Source organism: Streptomyces sp. NPDC007905, assembly GCF_042959345.1.
Classification (GTDB): domain Bacteria; phylum Actinomycetota; class Actinomycetes; order Streptomycetales; family Streptomycetaceae; genus Streptomyces.
In genome coordinates this window covers 204,437-226,190 of record NZ_JBIBKS010000008.1, presented here as the reverse complement: position 1 = coordinate 226,190, position 21,754 = coordinate 204,437, and the positions used below count along the sequence as shown (strand labels likewise).

21 protein-coding genes are annotated in these 21,754 nt (G+C 71.1%); 13 read left to right on the top strand and 8 right to left on the bottom strand.

Annotated elements, in window-relative coordinates; genetic code table 11:
* Nucleotides 1-50: 50 nt before the first annotated feature.
* Genes ACFZDC_RS16810 through ACFZDC_RS16800 form a run of 3 tightly spaced genes read left to right on the top strand, consistent with a single transcriptional unit; the run spans nucleotide 51 to nucleotide 2,792 of the window.
* Nucleotides 51-863 carry a chorismate synthase gene (locus ACFZDC_RS16810; RefSeq protein ID WP_391324416.1) on the top strand — a complete coding sequence of 271 codons (813 nt, stop codon included), beginning with the start codon at nucleotides 51-53 and terminating at the stop codon, nucleotides 861-863.
* Nucleotides 860-1,996: an o-succinylbenzoate synthase gene (gene menC, locus ACFZDC_RS16805; protein WP_391324414.1), complete on the top strand. Its 1,137-nt coding sequence runs from the start codon at nucleotides 860-862 to the stop codon at nucleotides 1,994-1,996. The genes ACFZDC_RS16810 and menC overlap by 4 nt, the downstream gene beginning before the upstream one ends.
* A 4-nt stretch (nucleotides 1,997-2,000) precedes the next feature.
* Nucleotides 2,001-2,792 carry a S16 family serine protease gene (locus ACFZDC_RS16800; protein WP_391324412.1) on the top strand — a complete coding sequence of 264 codons (792 nt, stop codon included), beginning with the start codon at nucleotides 2,001-2,003 and terminating at the stop codon, nucleotides 2,790-2,792.
* Nucleotides 2,793-2,880: 88 nt separating this feature from the next.
* On the opposite strand, the gene ACFZDC_RS16795 is transcribed toward ACFZDC_RS16800, so the two are convergent.
* The 3 genes from ACFZDC_RS16795 to ACFZDC_RS16785 form a co-directional block, all read right to left on the bottom strand.
* Entirely contained in the window at nucleotides 2,881-3,672 is a 792-nt protein-coding gene (locus ACFZDC_RS16795) for an ABC transporter permease subunit (protein WP_391324410.1), read from the bottom strand.
* A complete protein-coding gene (locus ACFZDC_RS16790; RefSeq protein ID WP_391324409.1) occupies nucleotides 3,665-4,312 on the bottom strand; it encodes an ABC transporter permease subunit in 648 nt (215 codons plus the stop codon). Before ACFZDC_RS16790 ends, ACFZDC_RS16795 begins: the two co-directional genes overlap by 8 nt.
* 211 nt (nucleotides 4,313-4,523) lie before the next feature.
* On the bottom strand, nucleotides 4,524-5,006 hold the full coding sequence (locus tag ACFZDC_RS16785) for an Lrp/AsnC ligand binding domain-containing protein (protein WP_391324562.1): 483 nt from the start codon (nucleotides 5,004-5,006) through the stop codon (nucleotides 4,524-4,526).
* A 133-nt stretch (nucleotides 5,007-5,139) separates the two neighbouring features.
* Here ACFZDC_RS16785 and hppD point away from each other — a divergent pair, with 133 nt between their 5' ends.
* Nucleotides 5,140-6,288 carry a 4-hydroxyphenylpyruvate dioxygenase gene (hppD, locus tag ACFZDC_RS16780; protein WP_391324407.1) on the top strand — a complete coding sequence of 383 codons (1,149 nt, stop codon included), beginning with the start codon at nucleotides 5,140-5,142 and terminating at the stop codon, nucleotides 6,286-6,288.
* Between the two features lie 33 nt (nucleotides 6,289-6,321).
* Entirely contained in the window at nucleotides 6,322-7,179 is an 858-nt protein-coding gene (locus ACFZDC_RS16775; protein WP_391324405.1) for a Teichoic acid biosynthesis protein C (Precursor), read from the top strand.
* Between the two features lie 5 nt (nucleotides 7,180-7,184).
* Here the strand turns inward: ACFZDC_RS16775 and ACFZDC_RS16770 are convergent, their stop codons facing one another.
* Complete coding sequence (locus ACFZDC_RS16770) at nucleotides 7,185-8,672, bottom strand: tetratricopeptide repeat protein (RefSeq protein WP_391324403.1); 1,488 nt, start codon at nucleotides 8,670-8,672, stop codon at nucleotides 7,185-7,187.
* Nucleotides 8,673-8,764: 92 nt separating this feature from the next.
* Here ACFZDC_RS16770 and ACFZDC_RS16765 point away from each other — a divergent pair, with 92 nt between their 5' ends.
* Nucleotides 8,765-10,171 carry an FAD-linked oxidase C-terminal domain-containing protein gene (locus ACFZDC_RS16765; protein ID WP_391324401.1) on the top strand — a complete coding sequence of 469 codons (1,407 nt, stop codon included), beginning with the start codon at nucleotides 8,765-8,767 and terminating at the stop codon, nucleotides 10,169-10,171.
* 17 nt (nucleotides 10,172-10,188) lie between these two features.
* On the opposite strand, the gene ACFZDC_RS16760 is transcribed toward ACFZDC_RS16765, so the two are convergent.
* Nucleotides 10,189-10,602, bottom strand: a complete 414-nt coding sequence (locus ACFZDC_RS16760) for an SsgA family sporulation/cell division regulator (RefSeq protein WP_391324400.1) — start codon at nucleotides 10,600-10,602, stop codon at nucleotides 10,189-10,191.
* Between the two features lie 233 nt (nucleotides 10,603-10,835).
* Here ACFZDC_RS16760 and ACFZDC_RS16755 point away from each other — a divergent pair, with 233 nt between their 5' ends.
* Nucleotides 10,836-12,359: an RDD family protein gene (locus ACFZDC_RS16755; protein ID WP_391324399.1), complete on the top strand. Its 1,524-nt coding sequence runs from the start codon at nucleotides 10,836-10,838 to the stop codon at nucleotides 12,357-12,359.
* Between the two features lie 71 nt (nucleotides 12,360-12,430).
* Nucleotides 12,431-13,171: an RDD family protein gene (locus ACFZDC_RS16750; protein ID WP_391324397.1), complete on the top strand. Its 741-nt coding sequence runs from the start codon at nucleotides 12,431-12,433 to the stop codon at nucleotides 13,169-13,171.
* Nucleotides 13,172-13,243: 72 nt separating this feature from the next.
* Here ACFZDC_RS16750 and ACFZDC_RS16745 read toward each other — a convergent pair whose 3' ends face one another.
* On the bottom strand, nucleotides 13,244-13,480 hold the full coding sequence (locus tag ACFZDC_RS16745; RefSeq protein ID WP_391324395.1) for a hypothetical protein: 237 nt from the start codon (nucleotides 13,478-13,480) through the stop codon (nucleotides 13,244-13,246).
* Nucleotides 13,481-13,845: 365 nt separating this feature from the next.
* Between ACFZDC_RS16745 and ACFZDC_RS16740 the strand changes: the two genes are divergently transcribed.
* Together ACFZDC_RS16740 and ACFZDC_RS16735 are read left to right on the top strand one after the other, a co-directional pair.
* Nucleotides 13,846-16,200 (top strand): immune inhibitor A domain-containing protein, encoded by a 2,355-nt coding sequence (locus ACFZDC_RS16740; RefSeq protein WP_391324393.1) that lies wholly within the window; start codon nucleotides 13,846-13,848, stop codon nucleotides 16,198-16,200.
* A gap of 121 nt (nucleotides 16,201-16,321) precedes the next feature.
* Nucleotides 16,322-16,657 carry a hypothetical protein gene (locus tag ACFZDC_RS16735; RefSeq protein WP_391324391.1) on the top strand — a complete coding sequence of 112 codons (336 nt, stop codon included), beginning with the start codon at nucleotides 16,322-16,324 and terminating at the stop codon, nucleotides 16,655-16,657.
* Nucleotides 16,658-16,850: 193 nt separating this feature from the next.
* Here ACFZDC_RS16735 and ACFZDC_RS16730 read toward each other — a convergent pair whose 3' ends face one another.
* Nucleotides 16,851-17,444: an isochorismatase family protein gene (locus tag ACFZDC_RS16730; protein WP_391324390.1), complete on the bottom strand. Its 594-nt coding sequence runs from the start codon at nucleotides 17,442-17,444 to the stop codon at nucleotides 16,851-16,853.
* Nucleotides 17,445-17,542: 98 nt separating this feature from the next.
* A complete protein-coding gene (locus ACFZDC_RS16725) occupies nucleotides 17,543-18,889 on the bottom strand; it encodes a nicotinate phosphoribosyltransferase (RefSeq protein ID WP_391324388.1) in 1,347 nt (448 codons plus the stop codon).
* A gap of 139 nt (nucleotides 18,890-19,028) precedes the next feature.
* On the opposite strand from ACFZDC_RS16725, the gene clpS reads away from it, so the two are divergent.
* From clpS to ACFZDC_RS16710, 3 genes are all read left to right on the top strand, one after another.
* The gene (gene clpS / locus ACFZDC_RS16720; protein WP_391324386.1) at nucleotides 19,029-19,346 is read left to right on the top strand and encodes an ATP-dependent Clp protease adapter ClpS; all 318 of its coding nucleotides are present in this window, start codon (nucleotides 19,029-19,031) and stop codon (nucleotides 19,344-19,346) included.
* A 12-nt stretch (nucleotides 19,347-19,358) separates the two neighbouring features.
* Nucleotides 19,359-19,964: a DUF2017 family protein gene (locus tag ACFZDC_RS16715; RefSeq protein WP_391324385.1), complete on the top strand. Its 606-nt coding sequence runs from the start codon at nucleotides 19,359-19,361 to the stop codon at nucleotides 19,962-19,964.
* 342 nt (nucleotides 19,965-20,306) lie between these two features.
* A complete protein-coding gene (locus tag ACFZDC_RS16710; protein WP_391324383.1) occupies nucleotides 20,307-21,725 on the top strand; it encodes an amino acid permease in 1,419 nt (472 codons plus the stop codon).
* Nucleotides 21,726-21,754: the final 29 nt, after the last annotated feature.

The following is a 21,754-nucleotide window of genomic DNA, read 5'->3' as shown; positions in this document are numbered from 1 at the left end:
TTGGCCGCTCGCACAACCCGCCGTCCTTCGCCGCCTCCGAGACTCGTCCCATGACAGCAGCAGTCATGACAGCAGGAGTCACCGTCCGCACCGTCCGCGACGTCGCCGGGCTGGCGGCCGTGGCCGACTACTTCAGCGACGTCTGGCACACCCCGCGCACCGCGCCGCCCTACCCGGCCGAGGTGCTGCACAGCCTGGTCCACGCCGGCGGCGCCGTGCACGCCGCGTACGACGGGCAGCGGCTGGCCGGTGCCTCCGTCGCCGTCCTCGGCCCGCAGCAGGGCACGTACTCCCTGGTGGCGGCCGCCGACCGGGGCCTCGGGCACGCGGTGAAGCTGGCCCAGCGGGACTGGGCCGCCGGTCTCGGCGCCCGCACCATGCGCTGGACCTTCGACCCGCTGGTCGGCCGCAACGCCCGCTTCAACCTGGTCAAGCTGGGCGCCGTCGGCACGGAGTACCTGGTCGACTTCTACGGGCCGATGACCGACGGCGTGAACGACGGCGACGAGAGCGACCGGATGACGGTGACCTGGGACCTGGAGGGGCCTTCGGCCTCGTACGCCCCGCAGGACCACGAGCTGGCGCCCGCCACCCACACCGCCCCCGACGGCGGCACCCTCGCCCGCCGCGACCTCGCCGGCCGGCACGTCTTCTGCCGGGTCCCCGACGACATCGTCGAGCTCCGTGCCACCGACCCCGACCTCGCACTGCGCTGGCGGTACGCCGTGCGCGAGGTGTTCCTGGAGGCCTTCGCGGAGGGCTTCCGGGCGACGGACATGTCCCGCGACGGCTGGTACACGCTCACCCTCCCCCACTCTCGGCCGCGCTCGAGCGAGGGGACCCGCATGGAGGAGGCCGCGTGAAGCTCGAACGCGTCGAGATCGTGCACGCGGCGATCCCGCTGGTCACCCCGTTCCGTACGTCGTTCGGCACGATGACGACGAAGGACACCTTCCTGCTGCACGTCGTCACCGACACGGCCGAGGGCTGGTCGGAGTTCGCCGCCGACCCCGAGCCGCTGTACTGCTCCGAGTTCGTGGCGGGCGCGGAGATCGTGCTGCGCGACTTCCTGCTGCCCCGCGTGGCCGCCCTGCCGAACCTCACCGCCGCGGCCCTGGCCCCCGCCATGGCGAGGATCAAGGGGCACGAGCTGGCGAAGGCCGCCCTGGAGACGGCACTGCTCGACGCGGAGCTGCGGACGTACGGCATGCCGCTCGCCACCTACCTCGGCGCCGTACGCGACCGGGTGCCCGCCGGGGTCTCCGTCGGCATCAAGAACTCCGTGCCCGAACTGCTGGACGATGTCGAGCGCTACCTCGCCGAGGGGTACGTCCGGATCAAGCTGAAGATCGAGCCGGGCTGGGACGTCGAGCCCGTGCGGGCGGTCCGCGAGCGCTTCGGGGCCGAGCTGCCCCTGCAGGTCGACGCCAACACCGCCTACACCCTCGCGGACGCCGAACACCTGCGGCGGCTGGACGAGTTCGGGCTGCTGCTGATCGAGGAGCCGCTGGAGGAGAACAACCTGCACGCCCACGCCCTGCTGCAAAAGCGCCTGGCGACCCCCGTCTGCCTGGACGAATCCCTGCACCACGCCCGCGACACCGCCTCCGCGATCGCCCTGGACGCCTGCCGGGTGGTGAACGTCAAGCCCGCCCGGGTGGGCGGCTACCTGGAGGCCCGCCGCGTCCACGACGTGGCCCACGCGCACGGGGTCCCGGTGTGGTGCGGCGGCATGCTGGAGACGGGCATCGGCAGGGCCCCCAACCTGGCCCTGGCCGCACTCCCCGGCTTCACCCTGCCCGGCGACACCTCCGCCTCCTCCCGCTACTTCGCCGAGGACCTCACCGAGCCGTTCGTCCTGCGGGACGGCCATCTTCCGGTCCCGGACGGGCCCGGGATCGGCATCGAGCCGCTGCCGGACGCACTGCGGCGGTTCACCCGGGAGCGACGGGACCTGTACGCCGGACAAGGGGCAGGTGGCCGTCCCGTAGATTGATTGCGTGCTCTCACGTCTCACACGTCCTCAGGCCGTCGCCGTCTGTGCCCTGCCCGTCGTGGGGCTGCTCGCCACGGCGGTGTTCGCGCCGCTGCCGTTCTCGGTGGCGCAGCCCGGGATGACGGCGAACGTGCTCGGCGAGAACCGGGGCACGCCCGTGATCACCGTCTCCGGCGCGCCGGCCCGGACGACCAGCGGGCAGCTGCGGATGACGACCATCGCGGCGACCGGCCCGGACGCCCGGGTCTCCCTCGGGGACGTGCTCGGCAACTGGTTCCGCACGGACCGGGCCGTCATGCCGCGCGACTCGGTCTATCCGAGCGGCAACAGCGTCAAGGAGATCGAGAAGCACAACGCGGAGCAGATGCGGCAGTCGCAGGACGCGGCGACCCAGGCGGCCCTGAAGTACCTGCGCCTGAGCGCCGACAAGGTCAAGGTCAAGCTGAAGCTCGCCGACGTGGGCGGGCCCAGCGCGGGGCTGCTGTTCACCCTGGGGATCATCGACAAGCTGGACGGCGACGGCAGCGGCGGCGACCTCACCGGTGGCCACACCGTCGCCGGTACGGGGACGATCGACGCCGACGGCAAGGTCGGCGCGGTGGGCGGGGTGGCCCTGAAGACGCAGGCCGCGCGGCGGGACGGTGCCACCGTCTTCCTGGTGCCGAAGGCCGAGTGTTCCGATGCCAAGGCCGAGCTGCCGAAGGGGCTGCGGCTGGTCCCGGTGACCACGCTCACGGGCGCGGTCGGCTCCCTGGCGGCGCTGGAAAAGGGGAAGGGCTCGGTTCCGAGCTGTTAGGGCCGGACGACGGCGGGGGCCGGCTGCGGCTACTTACGTGTACGGCTGCTTCACGAGACCTCCGGTGTTTCATCCGGTCCGGTACCGCTCATGTCCCCGCCTCCAGCCCGCGCGGCCGCAGCAGCACCTCCGCCAGCGAGGCCAGCCAGTCGACCAGCAGGGCGAGGGCGACGGTGAGGACCGAGCCGAGCACCAGCAAGGGCATCCGCCCGCTGCTGATGCCCGTGGTGATCAGTACGCCCAGGCCGCCGCCCCCGCCGAAGGCCGCCAGGGTGGCCGTACCGACGTCGAGGACCAGGGCCGTGCGGACGCCGGCCAGGATCAGCGGGACGGCGAGGGGGAGTTCGACGCGGGCGAGGACGCCGAGCGGGGACATGCCGGTGCCGCGGGCTGCCTCCAGCAGGGCCGGGTCGTTGGCCCTCAGGCCCGTGATGGTCTGGGCCAGAACCGGTTTGGTGGCGTACAGGACGATGCCGATCAGGGCCGCCCTCGTCCCCGCGCCGAGCCAGAGCACCAGCAGGGCGAGCAGGCCGACCGCCGGGGTCGCCCGGCCCACGTCGGTGATCGCCCTCGCCACCGGGGCGGCCTTCCGCAAGGCCCGCCGGGTCAGCAGGACGCCCAGGGGGATCGCGGTGACCAGGACGAGGAAGGTCGAGATCACCGTCAGCCTCACGTGCTGCCACAGGGCCGTGGAGACCTGCCCGCGGGACAGGGCGTTCGCGGAGACGGGGTCGAGGTCCGCCTGCCGGAACCACAGCCAGGTGGCCAGCAGCATGGCGACCACGAACGTGGGCAGGACGGTCAGCCGCTGCCAGGTCAGGCGCCGCCCGGGCGGCGTGGCCGGCTCGACGGCCGCTGCGGCAACGGGTGTCTCAGACACGGCTTCTCCTGGGGATGGTCAGCCGTCCGAGCAGGGCGTACGCGGCGTCGAACAGGAGCGCGAGGGCGACGATCCCGAGCGTGCCCGCGAGCGCCTCGTTCAGGGCGTTACCGCTGCCCGGCGAGGCGAGCCCACGGAAGATCTCGTTGCCGAGGCCGGGCCCTGAGACGTAGGCGGCGAGGGCCGCGATGCCCATCAGCATCGGTGTGGCGACCCGGATGCCGGTCAGGATCGGCGGCCAGGCCAGCGGCAGCTCGATCCGCAGCAGCCGCATCGGCCGGGACATGCCGATGCCGCGGGCCGCTTCCACGAGCGCCGGGTCGACCCCGCGCAGGCCCACGACGGAGTTCCGGGCGACCGGCAGCAGCCCGTACAGGGTCAGCGCGATCACCGTCGGCGCGACGCCCGGGCCCGCGACCGGGACGGTCAGGCCGATCACCGCCAGGGAGGGGACGGCGGTGATGGTGGAGCTCGTGCGGGTGGCGAGGTTGCCCGCCCACTCGGTGCGGTGGGTGACGATCCCGATGAGCACCCCGAGAAGTGTCGCCACGACCACGCACGCGAAGACCGCGACGGCATGCCGGGCGGCGTCCGCGAGCAGCTGCTGGTGGCGGCTGCCCAGGTACTCCCAGAAGCTCACGCGTGCTCACCCCAGGTCGGCTGGTGCGGTGGCTGGAAAGGTGTGCCGGAAAGCTCGCGGCGTCCGGTGCTGGGGGCTCCTCCCACGCCGTCCGGGCAGTGGGGGAGCATCGCAAGGCGGAGCCACGTACGGGACGTACCCGCGTGACGCGACAGCGCGGCGAAGTGCCGTGCCGGGCGTCGCGAGCCGGTGAATCTTTCCGGTCACGGCATCAGGTCCCTTCTCCTTCGTCCCCGGCGGCCTGTTCCACCAGCGGGATGATCCGCAGCGGAACGGGGTTCTCCATGACGATCGCCGTGGAGGCCCGGACGATGCCATCAAAACCGACGACCCGGTCGATCACCCGCTGAAGATCGGCGTTCGAGCGTGCCACCAGCCGGCACAGCATGTCCCCGCTTCCCGTGGTGGTCAGCAGCTCGAGCACCTCCGGCACGGTCGCCAAGTAGGCCCGGACGTCCGCCCCTTGACCCTGACGGATCTGCAGCGTCGCGAACGCCGTGACCGGGTAACCGAGGGCCGCCGGGTCCACCTGGGGACCGAATCCGCGGATCACTCCATTCGACTGAAGCCGGTCCAGCCGCGCCTGGACCGTCCCCCGGGCGACCCCCAGCCGCCGCGACATCTCCAGCACGCCGACACGCGGCTCCCGAGCCAGCAGCACGATGATCCGCCCGTCCAGACGATCGATCCCCACAGCCCCTCCCGCTCTCTCTCGGGGTTGGTCATCCTGTACATAAAGACCGCCGAAACGGTCAGTACGCTGAGCAGATTGCTCAGCGATCACGCAAACTATTGCGCACCTTGCGGGCCGGGGTCACCCTTCCGGCATGACGCAGACCACACAGCACACTCCCGACACGACCGCCCGGCAGGCCGACCCCTTCCCGGTCAAGGGAATGGACGCGGTCGTCTTCGCCGTGGGCAACGCCAAGCAGGCGGCGCACTACTACTCCACCGCCTTCGGCATGAAGCTGGTCGCCTACTCCGGACCGGAGAACGGCAGCCGCGAGAGCGCGAGCTACGTGCTCGAGAACGGCTCCGCGCGCTTCGTCCTCACCTCGGTCGTCAAGCCGAGCACCCCCTGGGGTCACTTCCTCGCCCAGCACGTGGCCGAGCACGGCGACGGCGTCATCGACCTGGCCATCGAGGTCCCGGACGCACGCGCCGCGTACACCTACGCGATCGAGCACGGCGCGAAGAGCGTCGCCGAGCCCTACGAGCTGAAGGACGAGCACGGCACGGTCGTCCTCGCCGCGATCGCCACCTACGGCGAGACCCGCCACACCCTGGTCGACCGCACCGGCTACGACGGCCCCTACCTGCCCGGATACGCTGCGGCGAAGCCGATCGTCGAGCCGCCGGCCCAGCGCACCTTCCAGGCCGTCGACCACTGCGTCGGCAACGTCGAACTCGGCCGCATGAACGAGTGGGTCGGCTTCTACAACAAGGTCATGGGCTTCACGAACATGAAGGAGTTCGTGGGCGACGACATCGCCACCGAGTACAGCGCGCTGATGTCGAAGGTCGTCGCGGACGGCACCCTCAAGGTCAAGTTCCCGATCAACGAGCCCGCGATCGCCAAGAAGAAGTCCCAGATCGACGAGTACCTGGAGTTTTACGGCGGCGCCGGCGTCCAGCACATCGCGCTCAACACCAACGACATCGTGCAGACCGTCCGCACCATGCGCGCGGCCGGCGTCGAGTTCCTCGACACCCCGGACTCCTACTACGACACCCTCGGTGAGTGGGTGGGGGACACCCGGGTGCCGATCGAGACTCTCCGGGAACTGAAGATCCTGGCGGACCGCGACGAGGACGGATACCTTCTGCAGATCTTCACCAAGCCGGTCCAGGACCGGCCGACCGTCTTCTTCGAACTCATCGAGCGGCACGGCTCGATGGGCTTCGGCAAGGGCAACTTCAAGGCGCTCTTCGAGGCGATCGAGCGCGAGCAGGCGAAGCGGGGCAACCTGTAACAGCCGGGTCCCCGCCGGAGGCGAGGGGGGACCGTGGCGGAGCACATCGACCTTGCCGCACCGGCAGTCCGCTGGGTGCGGGAGAAGGCGACGCTGCGGGAGCCCACGGTCCTGCAGTCCTTCGCCTTCGACGAGGTGCGCCACCACCTCTACGTCCTCCAGGTCACCCGGGGCGGCCTGGAGGACGGGGACCTGTGCCTCAACCGCCTCGACCACGGGGGCGGACGGCTCGGCCACATGTACCTGAAGGGGTTCGGGCACGGCGTCAGCATGGGCGTGCAGAACGACCCCGACGGCACGGTCTGGATCTGGACCGAGGCCGACGCCCTGCACGGCTACGGCAAGGGCGTCACCCGCTTCAGATTCGCGAACGGGGCCACCCGCACCACCAAGGACGTCGAAGTCCGCTACCCCATCGAGGGTTCACGCAACAACCAGCCCACCCTGTGCACGGCCACCCGCCGCATGGCGATCCGGTACCGGCTGAAGAACGTCCCCCGCTACCGGGTCTGGGACCTGAACGCCTTCATCGCCCGCGACTACGCGAGCCCCCTGGCCGACTTCCCCCAGACGGGCGCCCACCCCGACCCGGCCGTCCCCTTCCAGGGCTACGCCCTGCACGGCGACCACCTCTACCAACTCGCCGGCACCGCCTACAACGCCAGGACCAACCCGGCCGCTCACCACGGCAACACCTACCTGTCCTGCCTCGACATCCGCACGGGCGAGCTCCTGGCGAGCCACCGCACGGGCGCGGCCCACACCCTGGACTACCGCGAACCCGAGGGCCTGGCGGTCCGGCACGCGGGCGGCCCCCGCCTGTACATCGGCTTCGCGTCCGGGGAGCCGGGCGCCCGCAAGTTCTCCCTGTACTACAAGCCCCAGACCTAGGGCCCTCAGTCCTCCTCGTCGGGCGCCGGCTCGTCCGGCACGTCCCCCAGCTCCCGCAGCGCCGCCTGCGCCGTGGGAACCCGCAGCGGCGAGAAGTACGGGTTGATCCGCAGCGCCTCCTGCAGATGGCGCCGGGCCGGCCCGTACTGCTCCAGCTCGCGCTCGATCATGCCCCGGTGGAACGTGTACAGCGCACTGCGCACCCCGCCGCCCTTGTCCTTGTCGGTGGCGATCGACGCGTATTTCAGCGCCTCCTGGTCGTCGCCGGCCCGGTGCAGCGCCCAGCCGAGGGCGTCGGCCACCTCGATCGCGGGCTGGCGCTGCCACTCCTCCTCCAACCGCAGCACCGCGTCCTGCGCGTCCCCGTGGTCCGCCTCGAACTGCCCGATCAGCAGCTCCTCGTCCACCCCGCCGTCGGCCGCCCGCCGTACCCGCTCCCGCATCAGGTCGTACTGCTGCCGGGCGGAGGAGAACTGCCCCAGCGACTCGTACAACTCGCCCAGTTCCAGGGTGTCCTGGGGGTCCGGCTGCTTGGCGAGCGCCGTCCGGTAGGCGGTGAGCGCCTCGTCGGTGCGGCCCAGCGCGGCCAGCGCCCGGCCCTTGCCCGACCGTGCCGTCCGCTGGTCGGGGTCGAGGCGTACGGCCGCCTCGAAGTGCCGCAGCGCGTCCTCCCGGTCGCCCCGCTCCCAGGCCAGCTGCCCGAGCCCGGTCAGATAGGCGGCCTGCTCGGCGGGTGTGCGGGCGGCCGCCGCCGCGTCCGTCAGCTGGGCCACGGCGTCCTCGCGCCAGCCGCGGTCCCGGTACACCGCCGAAGCCCGCGCCATCACGGCGGGCCGCGCGGCCGCGCCCGCGCGCAGCCCCATCAGCTTGTCCAGGGCGCTGCGGGCCGCCTTGTAGTCGCCGAGCCCGTTGTAGGCGTCGATCAGCGGCGGATACGCCGTCCAGCGCTTCGGCGCCAGCTTCAGCGCCTGCTCGCCGTACCGCTTCGCCGCCGGGAAGTCCCGGCGCGCGTTCGCCAGCGCGGCCAGCCCGCCCAGGGCCTCGGCGTTGCCGCTGCCACGCACCTCCATCGAGGTCAGCAGCGCCCGCTCGGCCTTCGCGTAGTTCGCCGCGTCGGCACTGCGCCGGCCCCGCTCCACGTACGCCGACCCGAGCACCGCCCACGCCCGCGCGTCCTGCGGCTGCGCCCGCACCCTGCTCTCCTGCTGCCCGATCAGCGCCGCCAGGTCGGGCAGCGCGGCCGGCACCCCGGAGGTGACCGCGGCCAGCGCCAGCGCCTGCGGCTGTGCCCTGGGGCCCGCCGCGGGCGGCGGTGCGGCCCGCCGGTCCGGCTCGGGCGTCGGCAGCATCAGCACCGCGCCCGCCGCCGCCCCGCCCGCCAGCGCGGTGACCAGCACCCGCCGCAGCCACCGCCGGCGGCGGCGGCGCGGCGGAGGCGGCTCGGCCACCAGGGACGTACCGGGGACGGAGGGTCCGTACTGTCGGTTCTCCATACCGCTCACTGTGCGCTAGTACGACGAGCACATCCGGGTGGCCCAAGGACGGCACGGACGGGGTTCACACCGATGGCCCCGAGTGTCACGCTGTGATCATGAGCCGTATCGAAGCCCCCCGCGACGAAACAACCGGTAACCTCACCGACCGGCTCCTGGCCGGCCTGCCCGCCGAGGCCGTCCTGACCGACCCCGACATCACCACCTCCTACGCCAACGACATGGCCAGCTTCTGCCCGGCCGGCGCCCCGGCCGTGGTCGTGCTGCCGCGCACCGTCGAGGAGGTCCAGCACGTCATGCGTACCGCGACCGAGCTGCGCATCCCGGTCGTCCCGCAAGGGGCCCGCACCGGCCTGTCCGGCGGCGCCAACGCCACCGAGGGCTGCATCGTGCTGTCCCTGACCAAGATGAACCGCATCCTGGAGATCAGCCCGGTGGACCGTATCGCGGTCGTCGAACCGGGCGTGATCAACGCGACCCTCTCCCGCGCGGTCGGGGAGCACGGCCTGTACTACCCGCCCGACCCCTCCAGCTGGGAGATGTGCACCATCGGCGGCAACATCGGCACGGCCTCGGGCGGCCTGTGCTGCGTGAAGTACGGCGTGACCGCCGAGTACGTGCTCGGCCTGGAGGTCGTCCTCGCCGACGGCCGCCTGATGTCCACCGGACGCCGCACGGCGAAGGGCGTGGCGGGCTACGACCTGACCCGGCTCTTCGTCGGCTCCGAGGGCTCGCTCGGCATCGTCGTACGGGCGGTCCTGGCGCTCAGGCCGAAGCCGCCGCAGCAGCTCGTGCTGGCCGCCGAGTTCCCCTCCGCGACCGCCGCCTGCGACGCCGTGTGCCGGATCATGCAGGGCGGTCACGTCCCGTCCCTCCTCGAACTGATGGACCGTACGACCGTCAAGGCGGTCAACGACCTCGCCCACATGGGTCTGCCGGAGACCACCGAGGCGCTGCTGCTGGCCGCCTTCGACACCCCGAACCCCGCCCCCGACCTCGCCGCGGTCGGCGCGCTCTGCGAGGCCGCGGGCGCCACGCGGGTCGTCCCGGCCGAGGACGCCGCCGAGTCCGAACTGCTCCTCCAGGGCCGGCGGCTGTCGCTGACCGCGCTGGAGGCGGTCAAGGGCACGACGATGATCGACGACGTGTGTGTGCCCCGCTCGAAGCTCGGCGCGATGCTCGACGGGGTCGAGCGGATCGCCGTCACGTACGGGCTCACCATCGGTGTCTGCGCGCACGCAGGCGACGGCAACACCCACCCCACCGTCTGCTTCGACGCCCAGGACCCCGACGAGTCACGGCGGGCCCGCGAGTCCTTCGACGAGATCATGGCCCTCGGCCTGGAACTCGGGGGCACCATCACCGGCGAACACGGGGTGGGCGTCCTGAAGAAGGAGTGGCTGGCCCGCGAGATCGGCCCGGTCGGCGTGGAGATGCAGCGGGCGGTGAAGCAGGTCTTCGACCCGCTCGGGATCCTCAACCCGGGCAAGCTGTTCTGACCCCTTCCCGCGAGCGCTCATCGGGCGAGCACCTGGTCGAGCGCGTCGTCCATGCCCAGCTGCCCGCCCTCACGGCCCGGGGGCACCACGCGCAGCGTCCGCTCCAGCCACGCCGACACCTGGGCGGCCGGCGCCTCCAGCAGGGCGTCCCCGTCAGGTGAACTCAGCGCCATCAGCACCACACCGCGCCCGTCGACCTTGGTCGGCCACACCCGCACATCCCCGTTCCCGCACGGCCGGAACACCCCCTCCACCAGGAGTTCCCGGGCGAAGGCCCAGTTGACGGGGTGCTCGGAGTCGATGGGGAAGGCGATGTGGACGGCGTAGGGGTCGTCGGAGCGGTAGCCGAGCCGGGCCGGGACCGGGACACTCCGCCCGGGCGACGGAATGAGCTTCAACTCCAGCTCCCGCTCCACCACGGTGGGTTGCATGACCTGTGTTTCCTCTCTGCCGGGGCCGCTCGGAGCGGGCCCGTACGAGGGGAGAAGGGGCAGGGGCGCGGCCATGACGCGGGTCCGGGACAATCTTCGGCCCCGGGTGACGGATCCGTGTACGGCGTTGCCCGGAAAGGGGTGGGTCCGGCGGGACTGGCGGTGTGGCATGCCCAGGTCTGATAGATGTGGAGGCCCCCATCCCACCTCCGAGCAGATACGGGACGACGGACATGAGCGCCCCAACCCCGGCCCCCGGTGACGACAGGCCCCGCGAGGGCTACTACCCGGACCCGTCCATCCCCGGCTACGTCCGGTACTGGAACGGCGCCTCCTGGGTGCCGGGCACCAGCCGGCCGGCGCCGACGGACGGCGAACCGCTCACCCCGCCGCCCGGCGCCCGCCCGGCGGCGCCGGCCGTCGAGGAGACGGGCCCGCACTTCTTCGACGAGGACCCACAGCCGGCTCCCTCCGGACCGGAACGGGCGTCCGGCTGGGGCGCCGACGGCGAGGCGCAGCCCCGGCAGCCCGGCTTCGGCGTCGACCCGAGGATTTCCGCGGACACCCCGTCCCCGCCGGCCGGCCACGCCTCCCGCGCCGACGGCGCGGCGCCGACCCCGCCCGCCGAGGACGGCAGCCCCGACCCCGGCGGCACGTTCATCTTCCGCCGCCCGGTACCGGGCCCCGCGGCCGTCAGGGACGACGGCGCGATGACGTTCCGTCCGGTGCCGGGGCAGGGCAAGCCGGGCGGCGACGCCGGGACCCCCGGCACGCCCGGCTTCGGCGCGCACGGCTCCTGGCCGGCAGCAGGGCCTTCCGGTTCGGCGGGGACCGCGGGCGGCTCCGGTGGCTTCGGGGCTCAGGGTCCGGTCGGCGTCCCGCAGGCCGGGCTGGGTGGCGCCGGCGGCCCCGGGGCGGCCGGCCCCGGGGTGCAGGGTCCGGCCGGGGCGCCCTCGGGTCAGTCCGGTCCGGCCGCGGGCTCCGGCTTCGGGGCCGGGAAGGCGGCCGCGGCCCGGGCCGCCGGCTCGGCGCAGCCACCCCAGTCCTCCCCGTCGGCCGTGGCCCCCTCGGTGCCGCAGCAGACGGGACCGCAGCAGGGTGGCGCCCAGCAGGCCGCTGCCCCGGCCACCCCCCTGACCGCGGGCTCCGGCGGCGGTCAGACCTCCTGGGCCCAGCAGGTGCACCGGCTGGCGGGGGGTGCGGACGAGCAGCCGGTGGCGCCGTGGAAGCCGCCGGTGGAGGACCTGTTCCAGGCGGCCGCCCGCCGGCAGGCAGCGGCCCGCCCGGCCGGCCTCGGCAGGCGGTTCGCCGCCCGCCTGATCGACAACCTGGTCCTCGGCGCCGTCACCGCCGCCGCGGCGGTCCCGCTCGGCGCCCGGGCGGTCGACCACGTCCAGCAGAAGATCGACGAGGCCAAGCTGTCCGGCCGTACCGTCACCGTCTGGCTGCTCGACGGCACGACCGGCACCTCTCTCGGCATCGTCCTCGCCGTCCTCCTCGTCTTCGGCGTCCTGTACGAGGTGCTGCCCACCGCCAAGTGGGGCCGCACCCTGGGCAAGAAGCTGTGCGGTCTGGAAGTCCGGGACATCGAGGGCCACGAGCCCCCGACGTTCGGCGCGGCCCTGCGCCGCTGGCTGGTCTACAGCGTCCCCGGCCTGCTCGGCATCGGCGTCGTCGGTGTGCTGTGGTGCGTGTTCGACCGGCCCTGGCGCCAGTGCTGGCACGACAAGGCGGCCCACACCTTCGTCGCGGACTGACGACACGGGCCCGTACCCCGTACGGCCGCCCGCCGGATGCGGAGCCGGGGAGTTCGCGGTGCACTCGGGCCATGAGCAGCGAACCGCCCCCCGGCTCCGGAGAGCAGCCCCCCGAGGACGACCCGTTCAAGAAGCGGCCCCCGTCGGACCAGGGGTCGGGCTCGCCGTACGACACGCCGCACGGCGACCAGCAGCCCCCACCCCCCGGCGGTCAGCCCCCGCCGCCCGGCGGCGAACAGCCACCCCCACCGGGCGGCTGGCAACACCCGCCCTACGGAGGCCAGCCCCCGCCCTACGGCGGTGGCCCGTACGGTGCCGGCGGCCCGGGGTATCCCGCCGACCCCCTCGCCGGCATGCCCCCGCTCGCCGACAGCGGCAAGCGGACCCTCGCGCGGATCATCGACATGATCCTCGTCGGCATCGTCGTCTGGCTGCTCACCCTGGTCTTCGGCGTCCGCGGGTACAACGTCAACGTCAACGGCAACGGCAACGGGATGGACGTGGCCCGGTCCATCGGGCAGGCCATCATCGCCGCCGTCCTCTACGTCGCCTACGACACCTTCCTGATCGCCAGGACGGGGCAGACCCTCGGCAAGAAGTGGCTCCACTTGCGGGTGGCCAACCTGGACAACGGCACCACCCCCTCCACCCAGACCTCGCTGATCCGTGCCCTGGTGCTGTGGCTGCCGTTCGCCTTCTGCTGCGCCTGCATCTGGACGGCGATCTGCGGGGGTTGCAGCTTCTTCGACAAGCCGTACAAACAGGGTTTGCACGACAAGGCGGCCAAAACGGTGGTGGTCAGCACGCGTTGAGATGTGAGGGCCACCCATACGAGAGCGGCGGTTCCGTGACAGTCACGCAACCGCCGCTCTCGTCTGCGTCGGTCAGAGCGCCGTAGGTACGCGCTCCTTCTCGGGCGCGCCCTCGGCCGCCGCTTCGACCGTGCGCGGCCCGGGCAGGGGAACCGTCATGGCCACCAGTAGCCCCAGGGCGAGCGCCGCGAGGGCGATGACGGCGACCCCGAGGCCCGAACTCGTCTGGGACAGCAGCAGCATGGCGAGCGTCGAGAAGATTACGGTGCACGAACCGTAGGCGAGCTGTGCGGCAGTCGGACGAGGCATGGCAATCGTGTCCTCGGAAGCTGGTTGTCGGGGGGTGCCATTTGACTCTATTCGCGTGCATGCCCGAACCGGACGCTTGGTAAGCGTGACCTAACCCACGGTGCCGGAGCACAGGGGGCGCACGGAGTCATGGAGTCCGGCAAGTGGACGGGCTCACGCGCCCGTCGGCCGACGCGAGGACGTTCGTAAAGCGAACGTCGGTTCCGCATAGTGCACTTGTCCTGCTCAAGTCAAGGTCTGTCTTTTCTTCTAAACCTCTAGTCAAATGTCGTCACTTGATTACACGCGTTGATCGTGCGCGCGCGGATCCATCCAAGACCAGGACCCCTTGTCCGTGCGCGCGGCGCGGGGGAGGAACTCATCAAGTGACCAGTAGACCCTGGATGTTCAGAGCCGCAGCGATCGGTGTGGCGCTCACGGCGGCCTCCGCCACGTTCGCGACCTTCGCCGTCGCCGAGGCGAGCAGCACCGCCCCGTCGGCCGCCGCGAACCGGCACGACCCGGCCCCGGTGAAGCAGCGGGCGCACGACCTCGACGGGCCGCTGAGCAAGACCCGGAAGGCCCAGCGTCAGGAGGCCCTGAACCAGCTGATATCGGGCAAGGTCAAGGCCACGGAGCGCAACGGCTCGAAGGTCGTCCAGCTCAAGAGCAGGAAGGGCGACAGCAAGTACGTCGAGCTGAGCCGCGAGAAGACCGACAAGATCTTCACCATCCTGGTGGAGTTCGGGGACCAGACGGACCCCAAGTTCGGTGGCACGGCGGGCCCGCTGCACAACAAGATCGCCGCGCCGGACCGCAAGAAGGACAACTCGACGGCCTGGCAGAAGGATTACAACCAGAAGCACTACCAGGACCTCTACTTCGGCACCGGCAAGAAGACCGAGTCGCTGAAGAAGTACTACGAGAAGCAGTCCTCGGGCCGCTACTCGGTCGCCGGCGAGGTCACGGACTGGGTCAAGGTCCCCTACAACGAGGCCCGGTACGGCAACAACGCCTGCGGTTCCACCAACTGCCCCAGCGTGTGGAACGTCGTCGGCGACGGCCTGAACGCCTGGGTGGCCCAGCAGAAGGCGGCCGGCAAGTCCGACGCCGACATCAAGGCGGACCTGGCCAAGTACGACCAGTGGGACCGCTACGACTACGACGGCGACGGCAACTTCAACGAGCCCGACGGCTACGTCGACCACTTCCAGATCGTGCACGCCGGTGAGGACGAGTCCGCGGGCGGCGGCGCCCAGGGCACCGACGCGATCTGGGCCCACCGCTGGTACGCCTTCGGCACCGACGCCGGTGCCACCGGCCCCGCGAACAACAAGCTGGGCGGCGCGCAGGTCGGCGACACCGGTGTCTGGGTCGGCGACTACACCATCCAGCCGGAGAACGGCGGCCTCGGTGTCTTCGCCCACGAGTACGGCCACGACCTCGGTCTGCCGGACGAGTACGACACCAACGGCGGCGACAACTCCACCGGCTTCTGGACGCTGATGTCCTCCGGCTCCTGGCTGGGCACCGGCAAGGAGGCCATCGGCGACCTGCCCGGCGACATGAACGCCTGGGACAAGCTGCAGCTGGGCTGGCTGAACTACGACAGCGCCAAGGCCGGCATCTCCTCCTGGCACAAGCTGGGCCTCGCCGAGTACAACACCAAGTACCGTCAGGCGCTGGTCGTCTCGCTGCCGGACAAGGCCGTCAAGACCGAGATCGTCACCCCGGCGCAGGGCGCGACCCAGTGGTGGAGCGGCAGCGGCAACAGCCTCAAGAACACGCTGACCCGGTCCGTCGACCTGACGGGCAAGTCGTCGGCCACGCTCACCCTCGACGGCTACTACGACATCGAGGCCAACTACGACTACCTGTACACCGAGGTGTCGACCGACGGCGGTGCCAACTGGACCGCAGTCGACGGCACGGTGGACGGCCAGGCCATCCCGCGTGACGGCAGCGGCAACCCGGCGCTGACCGGCACCGTCGACGGCTACAAGAAGCTGTCGTACTCGCTCGACGCCTACGCGGGCAAGAAGATCGACCTCCGCTTCCGCTACCTCACGGACAGCGGCGTGGCCCAGAAGGGCTTCGCGGCCGACGAGATCACGGTGACGGCGGACGGTACGGCGCTCTTCTCCGACAACGCCGAGAGCGCGGACGCCGCTTGGACCGCGAACGGCTTCTCCCGCATCGGCGCGTCCTTCACCAAGGACTACAAGCAGTACTACCTGGCGGAGAACCGCCAGTACGTGTCGTACGACAAGACCCTGAAGGTCGGCCCGTACAACTTCGGCTTCTCCAGCCGTCCGAGCTGGGTGGAGCACTACCCGTACCAGAACGGCCTGTTGATCTGGAAGTGGGACACCTCCCAGGCGGACAACAACACCAACGCCCACGACCACCCGGGCACCGGCCTGATCCTGCCCGTCGACGCGCACTGGAAGGCGCTGAAGTGGTCCGACGGCACGCTGCTGCGCAACCGCATCCAGGCCTACGACTCGCCGTTCGGCCTGGACGCCACGGACGGCTTCACGCTGCACAAGGCGGACAAGGGGACCAAGATCAAGTCGCAGAAGGGGGTGCCGGTCTTCAACGACCACACCAGCACCTACTACGACCCGTCGAACCCGGCCGGTGGCGTCAAGATCACTGACACCAACACCAAGATCAAGATCATCAAGCAGGCCAAGGGCGGCTCGACGATCGAGCTCGAAGTCGGCCCCGCGGTGAAGTAGCGGATATTTCCGCAGGTCAGAAGCGTATCGGCGGTGACCCCCTGGCGGGTTGCCGCCGATCGTGTTTAGGTGCGTCCTATGGCTCGCTTATTGACACCGACCGAAACGGGGATGTGACCGCATGGCCGCAGGAGGTTTCTGCAAGCTGCCGAACGGCATGGTGGTGGTGGCCCTGAACCTGCCCAGCCCCAGCCCTGCCGGCGGCTCGAGCGGGGTGCGGGTACTGGTGCACGCCCAGAACCGTGCCCGAGCCCTGACCAGGCTCCGCAACCTGGGCCTGCGCGCGGTCTACCTGCGGGGCAACGCGGCTCCTCCGACACCGGACGAGATCACGGCGGTCCTGCACCACCCCGACGGGCTGATATGGCGCACGGCCGCGGACAGCGGTGTCATCGTGACCGAGCTGTGGCATCCCATCCGCGCCCTGCTGCGCAGGTCGGCAGTGGTGCAGGGCTGAGGGTGGCTCCGCCGGCCGGGCGATCGCGGCTCCGATGTGGCCGGGGCGGGCGGGCGGGCGGCCGCGGGTGCGTGGTGGCTCGTCGCGCGGTTCCCCGCGCCCCCGGGCCGGCCGCCCGGCTCGGCGCCGTCGGCCTGCCGGCGCATTCCCGGCAAGCTCCTGTCGCCGGCTTCCTAGCCGCTGCTAGCCGCTGCTAGCCGCTGACCACCGGTTTGCCCGTGAGCTCCACCCCGGCCGCCCGCAGCTCCTCCAAGGCGCGTTCCGTCGTCTCCGGGGCGACCCCAGCGGTCAGGTCCAGCAGGACCTGCGTCCGGAAGCCCTCCCGGACCGCGTCCAGCGCGGTGGCGCGTACGCAGTGGTCCGTGGCTATACCGACCACGTCGACCTCGTCGATGTGGCGGGCGCGGAGCCACTCGGCCAGCAGGGCCCCGTTCTCGTCGGTGCCCTCGAAGCCGCTGTACGCCGCCGAGTACGCCCCCTTGTCGAACACCGCGTCCACCGATCCGGACGCGACGGCCGGGGCGAAGTTCGGGTGGAAGCCCACCCCCTCCGTGCCCGCGACACAGTGCGCGGGCCAGGAGCGGACGAAGTCGGGGTTGTCCGCGAAGTGCCCGCCCGGGGCGATGTGGTGGTCGCGGGTGGCGACCACGTGGCGGTATCCGGTGCCCGCCGCCTGGCCGATCAGCTCGGTGATGGCGGCAGCCACGTCGGCACCACCGGCCACCGCGAGGCTGCCCCCCTCGCAGAAGTCGTTCTGCACGTCTACGACGATCAAGGCGCGGCGCATGGTGGGTGTCCTTCGACTGTGGGTTAAGTAACTGAGCCTAGAGACTTTGGAGCCCCTGCGGGAGGGGGCGTCGGCGGGGGGCGGACGGCGGACGCGCTTTAGCTACCCGAGCGACCCTGGACGTACTCCGTCGGAAGGACTGGTTCCCCTCGGGAGAGCTGGGTCGCGGACAGCGGCAGATTGGCCCGCGCGGCGATGTGCCGCTCGCGGGGCACGTCGAGCGGCTCGCGTGCCACCACCTCGCCGTCCTTGAACAACTGCGCCAGCAGCTGCCGGTCGGCCAGCTCGTCGGGCACCTCACCGGTCCCCACGACCTCCGCCTCGGCCACGCCCTCCCCGTCCAGCCGCCGCGCCGCCCACTTGCGCCCGCCGATGGAGGTCTTGCCCCCGCTGGACTTCTTCGCGACCGGCACCAGTGGCGCCTTCGCGTCGGCGGACTCGGCCCGGGCGACCAGCTTGTAGACCATCGAGCAGGTCGGGTGCCCGGAACCGGTCACCAGCTGGGTGCCGACGCCGTACGCGTCCACGGGCGCCGCCGCGAGGGAGGCGATGGCGTACTCGTCCAGGTCCGAGGTCACGACGATCTTCGTTCCGGTCGCCCCCAGCTCGTCCAGCTGCTGCCGCACCCGGTGCGCGACCAGCAGCAGATCCCCCGAGTCGATGCGGACCGCGCCCAGCTCGGGCCCGGCCACCTCCACCGCGGTACGGACGGCCTCGGCGACGTCGTAGGTGTCCACCAGGAGGGTCGTGCCCCGGCCGAGGGCGGCCACCTGCGCCTGGAAGGCGTCCCGCTCCTGGTCGTGCAGCAGGGTGAAGGCGTGCGCGGAGGTGCCGACGGTCGGGATGCCGTATCGGAAGCCGGCCGCGAGGTCGGAGGTGGTCGCGAAGCCGCCGACATAGGCGGCCCGCGCGGCAGCCACGGCGGCCAGCTCGTGGGTGCGGCGGGCACCCATCTCGATCAGCGGCCGGTCGCCGGCGGCGGAGGCCATGCGCGAGGCGGCGGCCGCGATCGCCGAGTCGTGGTTGAGGATGGAGAGGATCACGGTCTCCAGCAGCACGCACTCGGCGAACGTGCCCTCGACCCGCATGATCGGCGAGCCGGGGAAGTACACCTCGCCCTCCGGATAGCCCCAGATGTCACCGCTGAAGCGGTAGTCGGCGAGCCACTTCAGGGTCTCCTCGTCGACGATCCCGCGCTCGCGCAGGAATGCGAGGACGCTCTCGTCGAAGCGGAAGTTCTCGACCGCGTCCAGGACGCGTCCGGTGCCCGCCACCACGCCGTAGCGGCGCCCTTCCGGCAGCCGCCGGGTGAAGACCTCGAACACGCTGCGCCGCTCGGCCGTGCCGCCCTTCAGAGCGGCCTGCAGCATCGTCAGTTCGTACTGGTCCGTGAAGAGCGCCGTCGAGGGAACGTCCACCGGCAGCCCAAGGTCCGCCACGTCCACCACAACCTCCCCTAGCTCGCGACTGCCCGGGCACCCCAGAATCGGCCGGGGGTCCGGGGGTTGTCCCCCGGTGGGGCAGCCTGGCAGGCAATCGTACCCCCATTTCGTCAGTGTGACGATTTATAGATCGCGTGGCAGCATGGGCTGTGTGACGTCACCCGCGCCCGTAGAGATCGAACGCACCGAGTCGGCGGAGGAGGTCTTCGCCGTACCCGAGCCCGACGTCCCCTGGGTCACGATCGTCCACAACGACCCGGTCAACCTCATGAGCTACGTGACGTACGTCTTCCAGTCGTACTTCGGCTACACCAAGGACAAGGCCACCAAGCTCATGCTCGACGTCCACCACCAGGGCCGGGCGGTCGTCTCCAGCGGAAGCCGCGAGGAGATGGAACGCGACGTGCAGGCGATGCACGGCTACGGTCTGTGGGCCACCCTCCAGCAGGACCGGAAGTAGCGAACCCGTCAGATGCCCGGACACTTCGAACCAATCCCCGGTGGCGGCGCGGCCGTCGCGCTCGACGACGTCGAGATCTCCATCATCCGGTCGCTGGCCGTCCAGCTCCTGGAACTCATCGGGCCCGGCCCCGGCGGGGACGCCCCCGACGACCCGCTGGCCGAGCTGTTCGCCGAGGGCCCCAGTGAGCCGCCCGACGACCCGGTCCTCAGAAGGCTCTTCCCGGACGCGTACAGCGACCCGGAGCAGGCGCCCGGCAACTCGGCCGAGGCCGAGGAGCGGCGGGCGCACTCCGCCGAGTTCCGGCGCTACACCGAGAACGACCTCAGGGCCGGCAAGCGGGACAACGCCCTCGCGGTGATCCGCACCCTGGACGCGCTGGCCCCGGTGGACGAGGGCGGGGCGATCCTCAAGCTCTCCCCGGAGGAGTCCAGGCGCTGGCTCGGCGCCCTCAACGACCTGCGCCTGGCGATCGGTGCCCGGCTGGAGATCACCGACGAGGACGACACCGATCTGCTCTACCGGCTCCCGGACGAGGACCCGCGCAAGCCGATGGTGCTGGCGTATCTGTGGCTCGGCGGCCTCCAGGAGACGCTCGTGAGCACCCTTATGTCGTAACGTGTCCGGTTTTCATGTTCGCTCAGAGGACGCTCAAATCCGGATAACGATCCCGTCACCGTTGCGGCCTGGTTTGCCGCGTTCGGGCGTTCTTTGTCCACTTTTCCCTGTGGTGTGCGCCACAGAGCCTTCCTGTGATCAATATTGCGGCCGTGATAAATCTTCACGACCGCCCGGCGAACACCACCCATGTTCGGCCGGGTGCGCCACCGAGCCGGCGACCGCCGGCCAGGCACGGGCGGGTTCGCGAAACCCCGCCCAGCTCCATCAATCCGGGGGGATCGAAACCCGATCCGAGGCCGACGAAAGGCCCGGGTCGGCATGGAGAAAGGCGCACCACACATGACCTCTGAGAAGGTCACCGAAGCCCCTGAGGAGGGGTACGAGCGCGGGCTCGGCAGCCGTCAGGTCCAGATGATCGCGATCGGCGGCGCCGTCGGCGTCGGCCTGTTCCTGGGAGCCGGGGCGAACATCGCCAAGGCCGGTCCCAGCCTGATCCTCATGTACGCCCTCGCGGGCGTGATCATCTTCTTCATCATGCGGGCCCTCGGCGAACTGCTGCTCTACCGCCCGGTCTCGGGGTCCTTCGCGGAGTACTCCCGCGAGTTCCTCGGCCCGTTCTTCGGCTACTTCACCGGCTGGACGTACTGGCTGATGTGGGTGGTGACCGGCATGGCCGAACTGACGGCCGCCGCCATCTACGTCAACTACTGGTTCCCGCACATCCCGCAGTGGGTGACGGCCCTGGTCTTCCTGGTGGTCCTGTTCGTGGCCAACCTGATCTCGGTGAAGCTGTTCGGCGAGATCGAGTTCTGGTTCTCCATGGTCAAGGTCACCGCCCTGATCGGCATGATCGTGATCGGTCTCGGCGTGCTCACCTTCGGCTTCAGTGCCGCCGGTGACACCGCCTCGGTGTCGAACCTGTGGCAGTTCGACGGCTTCTTCCCCAAGGGCATCGGCTCTTCCCTGATGACCCTGCAGGGCGTGATGTTCGCCTACCTCGCCGTGGAGCTGGTGGGCGTCACCGCGGGCGAGTCCGAGAACCCGGAGAAGACCCTCCCGAAGGCGATCAACACCCTTCCCTGGCGTATCGCGCTCTTCTACGTCGGCGCACTCACCGTCATCCTGTGCGTGGTCAAGTGGACCCAGTTCGCGGCGGGTGTCAGCCCGTTCGTGAAGGCGTTCGCCATGATCGGCATCCCGGCCGGCGCGGGCATCGTCAACTTCGTGGTGCTCACCGCGGCCCTGTCGTCGTGCAACTCCGGCATGTACTCCACCGGCCGCATGCTGCGCACCCTGGCCGACAACGGGGAGGCCCCGCGGGTCTTCTCCCGGCTCTCCGCCACCAAGACCCCGGCGCTCGGCATCACCGTCTCGGTGCTGTGCATGGGCATCGGCGTGGTCCTGAACTACGTCGTCCCGGAGAAGGCGTTCGGCTACGTCACCTCCGTCGCCACCGCGGCCGGCATCTGGACCTGGCTGATGATCCTGGTCAGCCACGTCCTGTACCGCCGCGCGGTGAACGCGGGCCGGCTGCCCGCCTCCTCCTTCCCGGCGCCGGGCGGCGCGGTGTGCTCGTACATCGCCATCGCCTTCCTGCTCTTCGTCACCGGCCTCATCGCGTACGACGCCGACTCCCGCGTCTGCCTCTACGTGATGGCGGTCTGGGCGGTCGCGCTCGGCATCGGCTGGCTGGTCCTGAAGGCCCGTACGCCGGAGATCGCCGACCGCCGCGAGCCGGAGCTGGAGAAGGTGGGCTGACCACCGGAAGGCCTCTCCCAGGACGTCCG